A 15,004-nucleotide genomic window follows, 5' to 3' on the forward strand; every position below is an offset into this window, starting at 1 on the left:
GCGCGAACGTGAGGGATAGGGACCTTCTCGCGCGCTAGTTGGAAGAGATTACGACCCGCCGTAAAGACTAGGCGGGCGGGCGTGACCACTTGTATTCAGCCGCCGCGAAGGACCTCTGCTAAGGCTTGAAACTTATATTTGTATAGTCTGCGATGCCTGCTGTCTGGAAGCGCTCGGAGGAACTGTAAGACCTTCGGGGTATTCTGTGAATCGCGCTTCTTTGAAAGATGTGGGCGCACCAATACGGGAGACAGACGATGACTTGGAAGCAGGATCGTGGTGGTTCGCGCGTTGATCGGGTGATCGATGATTACCACCTCACTATCGGAGACGCTGGTTCCGACGTGGAACTTGGGCAAAGCGGCAAAATGAACATATCCTTCGGTCGGGGCGGCAGCGACGTGCTCACCGGCGGTGTGATCGATGACGCCTTTTGGGGCGGTCGTGGTGCCGATTTCCTGCTTGGCGGGAACGGCATGAACTATCTCGATGGGGGGGCGGGGAGCGATGTGCTGCTCGGGGGTGCAATGGACGACACGCTCAGAGGTGGGGACGAGCGCGACCTCCTCAGCGAAGGCGATGGCCATGGGGATATCGAAGGCGGCAAGGGTGACGACATCCTGATGGGCGGCCGCGGCGCCGACGCCTTCGTTGTCGACCGTGATAGCGGCAACGACATCATCTATGACTTCAAGCCTGGTCCCGGTATGTTCGACCACCTCGCGCTGCGCGACATCTCGCCTGAGGAGTTGCGCTTCGAGGAAACCGCCTTCGGAACCCGTGTGAGCTGGAATGAGGGTGCGAGTTCGGTGCTGCTGGTCGGCGTGGCCAAGAGCGAGCTGGCCCAGAACGACTTCATGTTCACCGACGATCGCTACCTTCTCCAACCCGCGGACGCGAGTGCGGACCGGTTGCAGGCCACCAGCTTCGCCAAAGAGGAAGGCGGCGACGTCTCGGCACCCGCAGCAACCGGCGCCACGGACCCGAGCGCAGCATACAGCTTTGACGACTTCGATGTGAAATACGGCTCCGCGCGGGCCGACACCTTCCAAGCCACGGGTGACCGCGACGTCTTCTTCGGCCTTGCCGGGGACGACAAGCTATTCGGCGGTGCCGGTGAGGATCACCTGGAGGGCGGCGCAGGGCGAGACGTGCTCGATGGCGGCGATGGTGGCGATATGCTCAAGGGCGGCGATGGCGCCGTCAAGCTTTATGGCGGTGCCATGGCCGATGGCTTGATGGGTGAAGCCGGTAACGACACGATCTACGCGGGGGCCGGCCATGACATGATCGACGGCGGGACCGGCAACGATAGATTGAATGGCGGCGACGGAGCGGATGCTTTCGTTGTGCGCCCTGACAGTGGCAACGACATGATCTTCGGCGGTTTCGATGCCGGCCCGGGAGCGTTCGATCACATTGCGTTCGAAGACATTTTGCCGAACCAGGTAAGCGTCCAGGATCAAAGCAACGGTGTACTGGTGTCCTGGTCCACCGACACAGGCAAGGGATCGGTCCTGATCGAGGGCGTTTACGCGGCTGATATGTCGCAGGACGATTTCATGTTCAGCAGCGTCGAAGGGGGCGCGTTTGTGAACAATCCTGCGATTACGTACGCGGGCACGGATCTGCTCTTCATCTAAACGTTGTTAGGGGGCGGGATGCCGTTCCGCTTCCTTGGAATGTGGGGAGCCGGACAACTACCAGCTCCCCACTTGCCATTACCGATGGTCGGAACGGCAGATTTACATCTTCGCCCTGAGTTCGGCGAGGGATTTACGGTTCTCTGCTGCGGTCTTTCGTGCCTCAGCAAGCACCTTCGGATCCTTGGTATGATGCTGAATCAGCTCGGACATATCGATGGCGCCCTGGTGGTGCGCAGCCATGCTCTTCATCCAGGCCCGGCCGGGATCAGGGTCCATCATGCCCTGCATCATTCCCTGATTCATTTTTTGCATGACGCCCATCATCTCACGCTGGGTAGGAGTCATGTTCTGCATGTGGCTCATGTCCATGCCGGGCATGGAGTGCATGCTGCCGCCCTGTTGGGCGATTGCGACGCCGCCCGTCAGCGCGATCGCGGCTGCGGTTGCGGCCAATGTGAAGCGAGGGAGTTTCATGATAGTCCTTTCGGCTGGTAGCGCTGGTAGCGCTGGGACAACTCCGCCCAACTGGGATCGGTTTCCTATTCCCGCGCCAAGCAAAAACATTGGGAAACAGTGAGGGATGCGCCCGGGAGCCGCGTATTATAATGTCATTGCCCAATCAGACCGGCGAAGCGAGCATCTGCAAGCAACTGGGAGTAATCACAGGCTTGTTCTCCTGTCCGATAGTGCCCAGAGCTGTTGAGATAAACTGCTGTGCCGGTAAATTGGCTAACGAGGAAGTCGATTAATGCTTAAAAAGGCTGGCCTGATGGCCATAACAGTTCTCTCTCCGACGATGGCATCCGCTGCCGATATTGCCATGCACCGCGACCCAGGGTGCGGTTGCTGCGAGAAGTGGGCTGCGCAGGTGCGCCAGCAGTTCGGCCGGAAGGTTCAGATCATCGATGATGCGCGTCGCGATGTTTTCCAGCGCAAGATGGGCGTCCCTGCAGACCTCGCATCGTGCCACACGGCCATCATCGGCGGCATGGCCTTCGAGGGTCACGTTCCGATCGCCGACATGAAGCGCGCCCTGGCGACGCATCCAAAGGGCGTCACCGGCCTTGCGGTCGCCGGAATGCCGATGGGGTCACCGGGCATGAAGATGCCGGGCATGAAAGCGCAGCCCTATGACGTCGTTGCATTCGGCCCCGGCGGTAAGCGCGTCTTCGCGCGCCACGGCGGATAGTCGTTGACACCTCCAAGTTCGTGGCCGATGCTCCTAAGGTTGTGATGAGGCGCGTCTCCCTCTTTCTCCTCTTAGGAGCGCTTTTTGGCTTTCTCGGCCAACAGGCCGCGTATGCCGGAGGCCCTGCCTTCGCGCCAATGATGGAAGCGAGCCACACCATGCCGTCGGGCATAGGCTGCCCCGAGGCGCAGGAAATGCCGAAGGCGTCGCATGAGGCGCCTTGCAAAGGGCTGACGCTGGCCTGTATCGCTCAGATGGGATGTGTCATCCCGATGACGTTGCAGGATCGGCTGCCGCTAGTTACGCCACCTGCCACTGTCCCGCTCGCGCTCCATGCCGCGGCGGTCACGTTCTTGACCGGACGGGACGTGCCGCCAGAGCCAGAGCCTCCCACCGTCTGAGCTGACGAACCCGACCTAGCGCTCTCTTTCCGCCTCCGGGCGGCGAGAACCCGGTCACATATTCAGCTCGGAACGGAATTTGCTATGAACAAGATACTCGTGGCGGCTTTGTCCGCCGTTGTTGCTGTATCGTCGGCATCGGCTTCGGCTGCTACGCCGTCGCAGGGGGTCACGGGGCATTGGGAATGGCGCCCAGCACCCCAGTTCGGGCCACGCTCAACCCCGGGTCAGCGACGCGAATGGGTTGCCGACGCGGCACCCGAAACCGCGTGTGCATGCCCCACGATGAAGCACGCTCCCAAAGCCTGCATGTCGATGAAGGATGAGAAGGTCGGCTGAGCCCGCCCTCAATCCGGTTCTGAGGCGGAGCGCTCCCGTGCTCCGTCTCGGATCTTCCATTCGCGATTGAAAGAGCAACGATGCGTGCATCCATGATGCTGGCTACCGCCGCGCTATCGACGAGCGCCGCGCAGGCACAGACACTTACCTATGACCAAGCCTTACGTGAAGCGGCCGCTAATGCTCCCGGAGCGGTCGCCGAGCGCGCGGGGGTGACCGCCGCCCAAGCCGAGGCTCGTGCCGCCGGGAGCCTCCCAGACCCGCGTGTGTCGGTCGGGGTTGAGAATTATCCAGTCTCGGGCCCACCGGCCTTCTCGCTTTCGCGAGATAGCATGACGATGAAGAGGGTCGGCTTCCAGCAGGACCTTCCCAACCTCGCGAAGCGCCACGCCGCACAGGCGCAGGCGCGAGCAGCCGTCGAGACCGCGCAAGCTGCCCAGGCGACCAAGGTCCGCCAAATCCGGCTGGGTGCGGGTCAGGCGTGGATTGATCTCGCCTATGCCGCGCGACGGCTGACCGCACTCGACGGCATCATTCATTCGCTCCGTGCCCTGCCGGCGGTCGCGCGAACCGCCGTGGCATCAGGGACGGCGCGCCCAGCCCAGAGTCTAGGCATCGACCAAGCCATTGCCGGCTTGGAGGATCGGCGCGACGAGCTGGTGGCTGGGGTTGCGCGCGCGCGCGCGATGCTGGCCCGCTGGACCGGCGTACAGGCTCCGGAAACGGTTGGCGACGTGCCGGCCATCGATCTGGCGCCGGCACGGCTGCGCGCGGCGCTTGAACAGCATCCCGACATCGTTTCAGCCGATGCGGGCATCCGCCGGGCTGAAGCCGACGTGGATGCAGCGCGGGCCGAGAAGCGTCCGGACTGGGGCCTTGAAGTGGCGTATCAGCGCCGCGACCCACGCTACGGGGACATGATGTCGGCCGGGGTCACAATGAGCCTGCCGTTGTTCGCGCGCTCGCGCCAAGATCCCCGCATCGCTGCGCGTCAGTCCGCCCGAGCGCAAGCCGAGGCGGAACGCGAGGAAACGCGACGGACGCTGGCGGCCGACCTCGAAGCTGCTCTTGCGGACCATCAGATGCATCATAGCCAGTGGCAGCGGGCACAACGCGTGCTTCTACCGCTTGCGCGGGAACGGTCCGAGCTGGAGACCGCCAGCTATTCGGCCGGTCGGGCGAGCCTTACCGACGTCGTCGATGCCAAGGCATCGCTCGCGGACGCCGAGCTGACGGTGCTCGATCGGGAAGCCGAGGTCGCGTCCGATGCCATCCGCCTCACTATTGCTTTCGGGAGCGAGGATCGATGAGCGACACGACGATCAGCCGCACGCGCCTCGCAACGGCCGCGGCTGCGCTCGCCCTTGTGGCAGGCGGCATTGGCTTCGGCATCGCGCGGCTCGAACATACAGCCAGCGCGCCATCCGGGCAGACCCAGACCGATCAGCGCAAGATCCTCTACTGGTACGATCCAATGATCCCGGCCGAGCACCATGATGGTCCGGGGCTGTCGTCGATGGGGATGAAGCTGATCCCCCGCTATGCCGACGAGGGGGGCAGCGCGAACGTCGGGCCGGGCGTGACCATCGACCCGGGCAGCGTCCAGCGCCTTGGCGCTCGGATCGTGCCTGTCGAGCGCGGAACGCTCACCAACGCCGTAACCGTGACCGGCAGCATCGACTTCAATGAGCGCAACCTGGCGGTGATCCAGTCGCGCAGCGCCGCCTTCGTTCAGCGCGTCTATGCGCGTGCTCCCGGTGACGTGGTCCCCGCTGGGGCGCCTCTGGCGGATCTGCTTGTCCCCGAGTGGGCAGGTGCCCGTGCCGAATACGAGGCCGTCCGTCGCACGGGCGATGCTGCGCTGGCGCGCGCTGCGCGCCAGCGCATGGCGCTCCTCGGCATGACCGGCGCGTCGGGCGGGCGCACGACGATCCGCACGCCGATCGGCGGGGTCATCAAGACGCTGAATGTGCGGGAGGGGATGACCTTGACCATGGGGCAGACTCTCGCCGAGGTGAATGGGCTCGGGACGGTTTGGCTCAATGCGGCCGTGCCGGAAGCGACCATGGGCGGCGTGCGGGTCGGCACGCCAGTGGCCGCCACGCTTGTGGCTTTTCCAGGCGAAACCTTCGCGGGCCGCATCGCCGCAATTCTCCCCCAGGCGCAGACCGAAACCCGAACGCTCACTGTTCGCATCGAGCTTGCCAACAAGGGGGGCAGGCTCCGGCCCGGCATGTTCGCCAGCGTGAGGTTGGGCCAGGGAGCACGCGACAGGCTGCTGGTGCCGAGCGAAGCCGTGATCCGCACAGGTCGCAGAACCCTCGTCATGCTCGCCAACTCCGGCGGGCGGTTCCGACCCGCCGAGGTGCGAACCGGCGCCGAGGGCGGCGGGAAAACCGAAATCCTCGCCGGGCTCGCCGAAGGCGAGAAGGTGGTCGCGTCGGGTCAATTCCTGATCGATTCCGAGGCCAGCCTTGCAGGTCTCGAGGCGCGGCCGATTGGCGGTGACGCAACAGCGCGGCCGAAACCGCAATCAGCTCCTGCCGGTCAAGTTTACGAGACGGTCGGTCAGGTCGAGGCAATGGACGCCAGCTCGATCACTTTGTCGCATCAGCCGGTGCCGGCGATCGGGTGGCCGGCGATGACGATGACCTTCCGCGTTGCCGATCCCGCCCTGCTGCGCGGCTACAAGAAGGGAGACCGCGTCCGGTTCGGCTTCGATCAGCCCTCGGAAGGGCCGACGCTTCGCCGTATTGTGCAGGAGGGTAGCCGATGATCGCGGCGATCATCCGTTGGTCAGTTGCCAACCGCTTCCTTGTCGTGCTGGCTGTCATCGCGCTCGCGATCGCCGGTGTCGTCGCAATGCGGGCAACGCCCGTCGACGCCTTGCCCGATCTGTCGGACACACAGGTCATCATCCGGACGAGCTGGCCGGGTCAGGCGCCGCAGATCGTCGAGAACCAAGTCACCTACCCGCTGACGACCACCATGCTGTCCGTGCCTGGGACCAAGACCGTGCGGGGCTACTCCTTCTTCGGCGACAGCTACGTCTATGTGATCTTCGACGAGGGCACCGACCTGTATTGGGCGCGCTCCCGCGTGCTCGAATATCTGAGCCAGGTCCAAGGCCGGCTGCCACAAGGGGCACAAGCCGCGCTTGGTCCGGACGCTACCGGGGTTGGCTGGATCTACGAATATGCGCTGGTGGATCGCAGCGGCCGTCACGATCTGTCTCAGCTCCGGTCGCTGCAGGACTGGTTTCTGCGCTACGAACTGAAGACGCTCCCCGGCGTCGCTGAAGTGGCGAGCATCGGGGGCATGGTGAAGGAGTATCAGGTCCTTCTCGATCCGACCCGGCTTGCCGCGCTCGGCATCACTCACGCGCAGACGGTAGAAGCCATACGACGCGCCAACCAGGAAGCTGGTGGTTCGGTGCTCGAGATGGGTGGGGCCGAGTATATGGTCCGCGCATCGGGCTATCTCCGCACGCCCGACGATTTTCGCGCGATACCCCTCAAGGTTGCCGGAGCTGGCGTGCCCGTCACGTTGGGCGACGTCGCCACGGTCCAGGTCGGCCCCGAGATGCGCCGCGGGATCGCCGAGCTCGATGGCGAGGGCGAGGTCGCAGGAGGCGTAGTCGTCTTGCGTCAGGACAAGAACGCCCGCGAGACGATCGAGGCGGTCAGGACGAAGCTCGCGGAGTTGAGGCAGAGCCTCCCTCCCGGCGTGCAGATCGTCACCACCTACGACCGGTCGCAACTGATCGATCGCGCGGTGGAGAACCTGTCCGGCAAGCTCGTCGAGGAGTTCGTTGTCGTCGCCCTCGTTTGCGGGCTGTTCCTGTGGCACGTGCGATCGGCCCTGGTCGCGATCGTGACCTTGCCGCTGGGGGTGCTCGCCGCGTTGCTCGTCATGCGGGTTCAGGGGGTCAACGCCAACATCATGTCGCTGGGCGGCATCGCCATCGCGATCGGCGCGATGGTGGATGCGGCCATTGTCATGATCGAGAACGCGCATAAGCGGATCGAGCATTGGGAGCATGAGAACCCCGACCGAACGCTCGCCGGCGAGGAGCGGTGGCGGGTCATCACCGAAGCGGCTGCGGAAGTCGGTCCTGCGCTGTTCTTCAGCCTGGTCATCATCACGCTCTCGTTCGTGCCAGTCTTCACCTTAGAGGCACAGGAGGGACGGCTGTTCGCCCCACTCGCCTTCACCAAGAGCTATGCGATGGCGGCGGCCGCCATCCTGTCGGTCACGCTCGTCCCGGTGTTGATGGGCTGGCTCATCCGGGGGCGCATTCCCGCCGAGCAAGACAACGTCATCAATCGGGGCCTGACCCGCCTTTACCGCCCCGCCCTGGATCGGGTGATGGCGCGCCCTTGGGTGACGATCGCGATTGCCGCCGCAGTGCTGGCGACGACAGCGTGGCCCCTTTCCCGTCTCGGGGGCGAGTTCATCCCCTCGATGGATGAAGGCGACCTGCTTTATATGCCATCGGCGTTGCCCGGCCTCTCAGCCGCGAGCGCTTCCGAGCTGCTGCAGAGAACCGACCGGCTCATCAAAACGGTGCCGGAGGTCGCAACCGTCTTCGGAAAGGCCGGACGCGCCGAGACCGCGACAGACCCGGCGCCGTTGGAGATGTTCGAGACGACCATCCAGTTCAAGCCACGTAGCCAATGGCGGGCAGGAATGACCCCGGCGAAGCTCGTAGAGGAGCTGGACCGGACGGTACGCGTACCCGGCCTCACCAACGTCTGGGTGCCGCCCATCCGCAACCGGATCGACATGCTCGCGACCGGCATCAAAAGCCCGATCGGCGTGAAGGTGTCGGGCGCCGATCTCGCCGAGCTGGACCGGATTGCGGCCAACGTCGAGCGGATCGCCAAGACCGTCCCGGGCGTCAGTTCAGCCTTGGCGGAACGATTGACCGGGGGGCGCTATGTCGACGTGGATATCGATCGCGCGAGCGCCGCCCGGTACGGCCTCAACATCGCCGATGTGCAGGAGATCGTCTCAGGTGCGATCGGCGGGGAAACAATCGGGGAAACCGTCGAGGGTCTGGCGCGCTATCCGATCAGCGTCCGCTACCCGCGCGAGTTGCGCGACAGCCTTGAGGGACTGCGCACCCTCCCCATCGTCACCGCCACGGGTCAGCAGATCACGCTCGGCACCGTCGCTACAGTGTCGGTTGCCGAAGGGCCGCCGATGCTCAAGACCGAGAACGGTCGACCATCGACATGGGTCTACGTCGACGTCCGCGGCCGTGACCTGGCCTCCACCGTTGCCGATTTGCAGCGCGCCGTGGTGAAAGGGGTGCGGCTCAGCCCCGGCGTATCGATCGCCTATTCGGGGCAGTTCGAGTATCTCCAACGTGCCGAAAGCCGGCTGATGCTGGTCGTTCCGGCGACGCTCGCGATCATCTTCCTGCTGCTCTATATGACGTTCGGACGGCTCGACGAAGCGGCGCTCGTCATGGGCACCCTGCCCTTCGCCCTGACAGGCGGGATCTGGATCCTTTGGCTGCTCGGCTATGCGCAGTCAGTTGCGACTGGAGTGGGGTTTATCGCCCTGGCGGGTGTTTCCGCAGAGTTCGGCGTCGTGATGCTGATCTATCTGAAGCACGCCCTCGCCGAGCGCGGGCCGACGCCTTCTCGGGAACAGGTGGTCGAAGCCATTCGGGAGGGGGCGCTGTTGCGGGTTCGTCCCAAGGCGATGACGGTGGCGGTCATCATCGCGGGCCTGCTTCCCGTCCTCGTCGGGCACGGTGCCGGCTCCGAAGTCATGAGCCGTATTGCGGCGCCAATGATCGGCGGAATGCTGACTGCTCCCCTCCTCTCCATGTTCATCTTGCCTGCCGCCTACATGCTGTTGCGGCAACGAGGTCTCACCAGCGCTAAAAGGAGTGCATCATGAAAATGCCGTCTACGCTTCGGGCCGGTCTCGTCCTGCTCCTCACCCCCCTCACTGCGAACGCTATGGCCGCTCCAGCATCGCCCCCGGCTTCGGCCGCGAAGGTCGGCAAAGGCGTCGGTACGATCACGGCTCTCGACCCTCGCGGTGGCACCGTGACCATCAAGCACGGCCCGATCGGCGCAATCGGTTGGCCCGCAATGACGATGACCTTTCGTGCCTCGCCGCCTGCGCTGCTCAAGAACCTGCGGGCAGGGCAGCGGGTCGGCTTCACAGCAAAGGCACAGGGCATGAACGCTGAGGTGATAGCGATCACGCCGCAGTGATGCGGGATGGATTGCAGGTTTCCCGACGGCTGCCTTGAGCGGCAGCCGTCGGGAAGCTCAGTACGGCATCGAAAGAACGGCCGGGGCTGCCACCATCCACAGCGCCATCGCGACCATCATCACGTTCTCGGTCAGTGAAAGAAAGCCGAGAGGTACGTTGCTGTCCCCGCCGACGCAGGCGCACTTGAGTTCGCGCTTGTCGACATACACCGCCTTGATGACGGACACGGCGCCGATCGTTCCGATGACCAGTGCGATCGGGACCGAGAGCCAGGTCAGCACGCCCGCCGCCATGAGCACGCCCGCCGCACCTTCCGCGTAGGGGTAGACATAGGAATAAGGCACCCAGCGCTTGGCGAGCAGGTCGTAGTTGAGGAACATGCTCGAGAAGCTCTCCACATTCTGGAGCTTGAGCATGGCGAGTACGCACATCGAGAAGGCAATGAACCACTCGCCGGTGCGAACGGTGAACGGCGTGCCGAGCACGGCATAGCTGGCGGCGAGCGCCATCAGCGCCGTCATGGCGAACACCGCGATCACCGGCCGATAGGTGACGGCCTTAGGATCTCGCACCGCCTTGCCGAAGAAGCGACGCAGATCGTCATAGCCCCCTACCCGCTCGCCCCCGATGAAGGTCTGCGGTGTGGTCTTCACGCCGTGCTCTGCCTTGAACGCGTCGGTTTCCTCGCGAGTGCGCAGCCAGTGATCCTCGACCTCGTAACCTTGGCGGCGCAGCAGGTCCTTTGCCTTTACGCCATAAGGGCAGGTGTGTGCCGGCATCACCATCCGGTAGATCGTCGCTTTCTTGGGCGCCGCGGTCGCCATCTCACTTCTCCGTCCTGTTCGCGGAGCCTATATAGGTTCCGTACTATGGTACGGAGTCAAGGCATGTCATCGCTGACAATTGCGGGTCTCGCGCGTGAGGGGGACGTCGGTGTTGAGACCGTGCGCTACTACCAGCGCCGAGGCTTGCTCGACACGCCGGATCGGCGCGGGGGCTCTGGCTTGGCCGGGGGTATCCGGCGTTACGGGGTTGATGACGTGCGCCGCCTACGGTTCATCCGATCGGCGCAGGCAGCCGGGTTCACGCTGGAGCAGATCAGCGAATTGCTGGCCCTCGACGCCACTGACGATCGTGCGCGGGCGCGGGAGCTGGCGCGAGCGCAAATCGCCGCTCTCGACGTCCGGATCGAGGAGCTTGAGCGAGCGCGCGCGTCACTTCGCGAACTCGCGCGCGAGTGCGGAAGCGGCTCAGTCGGGCCGTGTCCGATCCTTACGGCGTTCGATCGTTCTTGAGGGTCAGCGCGCGATGGCGATGCTGGAGAGATCAGTCTGCGGATCCACGGGGATCCCTGCCTGCTTGCGCTCCGAGTAGCGGTCGACGAGCTGCGCTGCGTGGGGGCGCAAGAGGACGGTGAAACGCACCAGCTCCTCCATCACGTCCACGATGCGGTCGTAATAGCTCGACGGCTTCATGCGTCCTGCTTCGTCGAACTCCTTGTAGGCCATCGCAACCGAGGATTGGTTGGGGATGGTGAACATCCGCATCCAGCGGCCGAGCAGGCGGAGCGTGTTGACCGCGTTGAACGATTGCGATCCGCCCGACACCTGCATCACCGCTAGCGTGCGCCCCTGCGTCGGGCGCATTCCCTTCATCTCGAGCGGAAGATGATCGATCTGCGCCTTCATGATGCCGGTGATTTGGCCGTGTCGTTCCGGGCTGCACCAGACCTGGCCCTCCGACCACATAGAGAGCTCGCGCAATTCGTGGACGGCCGGATGATCGTCCCCCGCGATCTGATCGGGGAGCGGCAGAGTAGAAGGGTCGAAGATGCGCGTCTCAGCGCCGAATAGGCGCAGCAGGCGTGCCGCTTCCTCGGTTGCAAGGCGTGAGAACGAGCGCTCGCGCAAGCTGCCATAGAGCAGCAGAATGCGCGGGGGCGGCTCGGTCGGCCCCAGGCCTTCGGCAGGACGCGAGCGAATATAGGCTGGATCTAGCGCTGGCAGGATGTCGGGATCGGCGAGTGTGCGAAGCGGCATTAAAGGGCTTTCACGAGATAGGCCGCCGAAGCGGGGCAGAGCGAGGTGAACTCGCGCGAGGCGGCGATCGCCGGGGGCGCCGCGTGCCTATCGGAAGGCGCATAACCAATCGTGCTAAAGAACGGGGCCGCGGTCGTTGTCAGCAGGTGGAGCCGCTGTACGCCCAACTCACGCGCTTCCTGTTCAAGAGCCGCGATCAGTGCGCGGCCGATGCCGGCGCCCCGGCGATCCGCCAGGACTACGATGGAGCGAAGTAGACGATCGGCGCCCTCACCTTCCAAACCCCCATAGCCGACCAGGGTATCCGCATCGAACCGGAAGAAGACACGAGCAGGCTCCGTGAGATCGGCGCTCGGCAGGTTTGCATCCTCAAGGAACGACGCCAGTCCTGCCAGCTCGCTCGCTTCGAGACGTGTGACCGCAGCGCCGTCACGCGATGTTGATCCTGATCGCGAGCGCTGCGAGCGTGATGAGCAACACCGGCACCGTCAGGGTGACACCGACCCGGAAGTAATAGCCCCATCCGATCCGCACGCCTTTCTGGCCGAGAACGTGAAGCCACAGAAGCGTCGCGAGCGATCCAATGGGCGTGAGCTTGGGACCGAGGTCGCAGCCGATCACGTTGGCGTAGATCATCGCCTCCTTGATCGCGCCCGTGGCATGGGCCGCATCGATCGACAGCGCGCCAACCAGCACGGTCGGCATATTGTTCATCACTGAGGAGAGGACGGCCGCGATCACGCCCGTTCCCAAGGCCGCACCCAAAACACCGCCTTGCGCCGTGCGATCGAGCAGCGCGGCTAGATGATCGGTCAGACCGGCGTTCCGCAGGCCATAGACCACCAGGTACATGCCGAGCGAGAAGATCACGACTTGCCACGGTGCACCGCGGAGCACCTTCCGCGTCTCGATCACGTGCCCGCGTCCGGCGATCACCAGCAACAGAACCGCGCCGGCAGAGGCAACGGCGCTGACCGGCACACCGAGCGGTTCGAGCAGGAAGAAGCCGGCGAGCAGCAGAGCGAGAACAATCCATCCGGCGCGGAAGGTCGCGGCGTCACGGACCGCTTCGCGGGGCGTGCGTAGCGCCCCCACATCGTAAGCTCCCGGTATATCACGCCGAAAGAACAGCAGCAGCGCGCCCAGCGTGGCGGCGATCGACACCAGATCGACCGGCACCATCACGGACGCATAGTCGCCAAAGCCGATGCCGAAGAAGTCGGCCGATACGATGTTGACGAGGTTCGACACGACCAGCGGCAGGCTGGCCGTGTCGGCGATGAACCCCGCCGCCATGACGAACGCTAGCGTCGCCTTGTCCTTGAAGCCGAGCGCCCGCAGCATGGCAATGACGATCGGGGTCAGGATCAGCGCCGCGCCGTCATTGGCAAACAGTGCGGACACCGCCGCGCCCAGCAGGACGATCATAACGAACAGTCGGCGACCACGCCCCCTGCCCCAGCGCGCGACATGCAGTGCCGCCCATTCGAAGAACCCGGCTTCATCCAGCAACAGGCTGATGACGATGATGGCGACAAACGCGGCCGTCGCGTTCCAGACGATGCCCCATACCACCGGCACGTCGGACAGGGTGACAACGCCCGCGAGCAGCGCCACGACGGCCCCACCCATCGCGCTCCACCCGATGCCGAGGCCCTTGGGTTGCCAAATGACGAGCGCGATCGTGGCGACGAAGATCAGGACGGCCAGGAGCATCAGGCGACGCGCTGGCCCGAAGCGTCCACTACTTGCTCACCGTCTTCCTTGGCGAACGCGGCAAGCTGGCCGCTCGGCAGCAGATCGAGGACGGCTTCGGAAGGGCGGCACAGCTTCACGCCGAGCGGCGAGACGACCAGGGGCCGGTTGATGAGGATCGGATGCGCCATCATCGCGTCCACCAACGCTTCGTCGGACAACGACGTGTCGCTCAGGCTCAGCTCTGCATAGGGCGTGCCCTTCTCGCGCAGCAGATCGCGGGGCGTAATGCCGGCGCGGTCGATCAGCTCGACCAGCAACGCGCGCGAGGGAGGCGTTTTCAGATACTCAATAACATGCGGCTCGATGCCGGCATTGCGGATCATGGCGAGGGCGTTGCGGGACGTGCCGCACTCGGGGTTGTGATAGATAACGATATCGACGGCCACGGGGCGTCCTTTCAGCAGCAGGGGGCGAGTTCGGCGACAAGCGGCGCGCACAGTTCCGCGTTGCCGCCGCAGCAATCCTTGAGGAGGAACAGCATCAGCCCGCGCAGACCGTCCAGGTCAGCGCGATAGATGATCGAGCGGCTATGCCGTTCGGATTGGACGAGACCGGCGCGGGCGAGGATACCGAGATGCGCCGACATGGTGTTCTGCGGCACGTCGAGCTGACGAGCGATGTCGCCGGCTGCCATGCCGCTTGGCTCATGCCGCACCAACAGGCGGAAGACATCGAGTCGTGTCGCTTGCGCGAGCGCGCTCAAAGCGGAGATAGCCGACTCGCTTTCCATATATCCAGCATAGCGGATATATCGCGACAGGCTAGTCGCATTGGCCCGTCATTTCGTACCTTACCCTTCCGCGACGATCGCTTCCTGTTCCGGTGCGGGAAGGTGGCGGTACAAGGTCGGCACCGAGACGCCGATCGCCGGCGCGATCTCACGCATCGGCATACCAGACGCCAAGAGTTTGCGAGCCGCCTCCAGCCGCTTGGGCGTCATCACCGTTTTTCGGCCGCCTACCCTCCCCTCACGCCGCGCCACGGCCAAGGCGGCCGTCGTGCGTTCGCGATTAAGGTCGCGCTCCATCTCCGCCATCGCGGCCATGATGTGGAAGACGAGCTTGCCGGCAGTGCCTGCCGTGTCGATCCCGTCGGTCAGGGACCGGAACCCAATGCCTCGCTCGGCCAAATCAGCGGCCAGGTCGACCAGCCCTTTCATCGTGCGGCCGAGACGATCGAGCTTCCAAACTACCAGGACATCACCAGCGCGCGCGTGCGACAGCGCATCGGCCAAGCCGACGCGGTTCGCCTTGGCGCCACTGGCCTTGTCGCTGAAGGTCCGCTCGCAGCCCGCCTCGCGCAGCGCATCGAGCTGAGGCGTCAAATCCTGTTCGGGGGTCGAGACCCGTGCGTAGCCGATCAGCATGGAAGGTTCTCAAAACTCATCTCGCGTGC

15 protein-coding genes are annotated in these 15,004 nt (G+C 64.5%); 7 read left to right on the forward strand and 8 right to left on the reverse strand.

Features of this window, described 5'->3' with window-relative positions:
• Positions 1-257: 257 nt before the first annotated feature.
• Positions 258-1,643, forward strand: a complete 1,386-nt coding sequence (locus ACWPWT_RS19630) for a calcium-binding protein (protein WP_454281055.1) — start codon at positions 258-260, stop codon at positions 1,641-1,643.
• Between the two features lie 102 nt (positions 1,644-1,745).
• Here ACWPWT_RS19630 and ACWPWT_RS19635 read toward each other — a convergent pair whose 3' ends face one another.
• A complete protein-coding gene (locus ACWPWT_RS19635; protein WP_454281056.1) occupies positions 1,746-2,120 on the reverse strand; it encodes a DUF305 domain-containing protein in 375 nt (124 codons plus the stop codon).
• A gap of 274 nt (positions 2,121-2,394) precedes the next feature.
• Between ACWPWT_RS19635 and ACWPWT_RS19640 the strand changes: the two genes are divergently transcribed.
• The 5 genes from ACWPWT_RS19640 (at position 2,395) to ACWPWT_RS19660 (ending at position 9,811) form a co-directional block, all read left to right on the forward strand.
• Positions 2,395-2,835, forward strand: a complete 441-nt coding sequence (locus ACWPWT_RS19640) for a DUF411 domain-containing protein (RefSeq protein ID WP_114688978.1) — start codon at positions 2,395-2,397, stop codon at positions 2,833-2,835.
• An 835-nt stretch (positions 2,836-3,670) separates the two neighbouring features.
• Positions 3,671-4,885 (forward strand): TolC family protein, encoded by a 1,215-nt coding sequence (locus tag ACWPWT_RS19645; protein ID WP_454281081.1) that lies wholly within the window; start codon positions 3,671-3,673, stop codon positions 4,883-4,885.
• Positions 4,882-6,351 (forward strand): efflux RND transporter periplasmic adaptor subunit, encoded by a 1,470-nt coding sequence (locus tag ACWPWT_RS19650; RefSeq protein WP_114688975.1) that lies wholly within the window; start codon positions 4,882-4,884, stop codon positions 6,349-6,351. Before ACWPWT_RS19645 ends, ACWPWT_RS19650 begins: the two co-directional genes overlap by 4 nt.
• Positions 6,348-9,488: an efflux RND transporter permease subunit gene (locus tag ACWPWT_RS19655; protein ID WP_454281057.1), complete on the forward strand. Its 3,141-nt coding sequence runs from the start codon at positions 6,348-6,350 to the stop codon at positions 9,486-9,488. The genes ACWPWT_RS19650 and ACWPWT_RS19655 overlap by 4 nt, the downstream gene beginning before the upstream one ends.
• Positions 9,485-9,811: a copper-binding protein gene (locus ACWPWT_RS19660; RefSeq protein ID WP_114688973.1), complete on the forward strand. Its 327-nt coding sequence runs from the start codon at positions 9,485-9,487 to the stop codon at positions 9,809-9,811. The genes ACWPWT_RS19655 and ACWPWT_RS19660 overlap by 4 nt, the downstream gene beginning before the upstream one ends.
• A 57-nt stretch (positions 9,812-9,868) precedes the next feature.
• Here ACWPWT_RS19660 and ACWPWT_RS19665 read toward each other — a convergent pair whose 3' ends face one another.
• Positions 9,869-10,636 (reverse strand): MauE/DoxX family redox-associated membrane protein, encoded by a 768-nt coding sequence (locus ACWPWT_RS19665; RefSeq protein WP_114688972.1) that lies wholly within the window; start codon positions 10,634-10,636, stop codon positions 9,869-9,871.
• A gap of 63 nt (positions 10,637-10,699) precedes the next feature.
• Here ACWPWT_RS19665 and ACWPWT_RS19670 point away from each other — a divergent pair, with 63 nt between their 5' ends.
• On the forward strand, positions 10,700-11,107 hold the full coding sequence (locus ACWPWT_RS19670) for a MerR family DNA-binding protein (RefSeq protein WP_114688971.1): 408 nt from the start codon (positions 10,700-10,702) through the stop codon (positions 11,105-11,107).
• 3 nt (positions 11,108-11,110) lie between these two features.
• Here ACWPWT_RS19670 and arsH read toward each other — a convergent pair whose 3' ends face one another.
• From arsH to ACWPWT_RS19700, 6 genes are read right to left on the reverse strand one after another with little or no spacing between them, the layout of a single operon-like run.
• The gene (arsH, locus tag ACWPWT_RS19675) at positions 11,111-11,851 is read right to left on the reverse strand and encodes an arsenical resistance protein ArsH (RefSeq protein WP_114688970.1); all 741 of its coding nucleotides are present in this window, start codon (positions 11,849-11,851) and stop codon (positions 11,111-11,113) included.
• Positions 11,851-12,246, reverse strand: coding sequence for an arsenic resistance N-acetyltransferase ArsN2 (gene arsN2 / locus ACWPWT_RS19680; protein WP_454281082.1), 396 nt, complete (start codon positions 12,244-12,246; stop codon positions 11,851-11,853). Before arsN2 ends, arsH begins: the two co-directional genes overlap by 1 nt.
• A gap of 34 nt (positions 12,247-12,280) precedes the next feature.
• A complete protein-coding gene (locus ACWPWT_RS19685; RefSeq protein ID WP_114688969.1) occupies positions 12,281-13,567 on the reverse strand; it encodes an arsenic transporter in 1,287 nt (428 codons plus the stop codon).
• Positions 13,567-13,995, reverse strand: coding sequence for an arsenate reductase (glutaredoxin) (arsC, locus tag ACWPWT_RS19690; protein ID WP_114688968.1), 429 nt, complete (start codon positions 13,993-13,995; stop codon positions 13,567-13,569). Before arsC ends, ACWPWT_RS19685 begins: the two co-directional genes overlap by 1 nt.
• 11 nt (positions 13,996-14,006) lie before the next feature.
• Positions 14,007-14,339 (reverse strand): ArsR/SmtB family transcription factor, encoded by a 333-nt coding sequence (locus ACWPWT_RS19695; RefSeq protein ID WP_114688967.1) that lies wholly within the window; start codon positions 14,337-14,339, stop codon positions 14,007-14,009.
• Positions 14,340-14,399: 60 nt separating this feature from the next.
• The gene (locus ACWPWT_RS19700; RefSeq protein WP_114688966.1) at positions 14,400-14,975 is read right to left on the reverse strand and encodes a recombinase family protein; all 576 of its coding nucleotides are present in this window, start codon (positions 14,973-14,975) and stop codon (positions 14,400-14,402) included.
• Between the last annotated feature and the right edge of the window lie 29 nt (positions 14,976-15,004).

The sequence above is a fragment of the Sphingomonas sp. Marseille-Q8236 genome, from assembly GCF_965112005.1.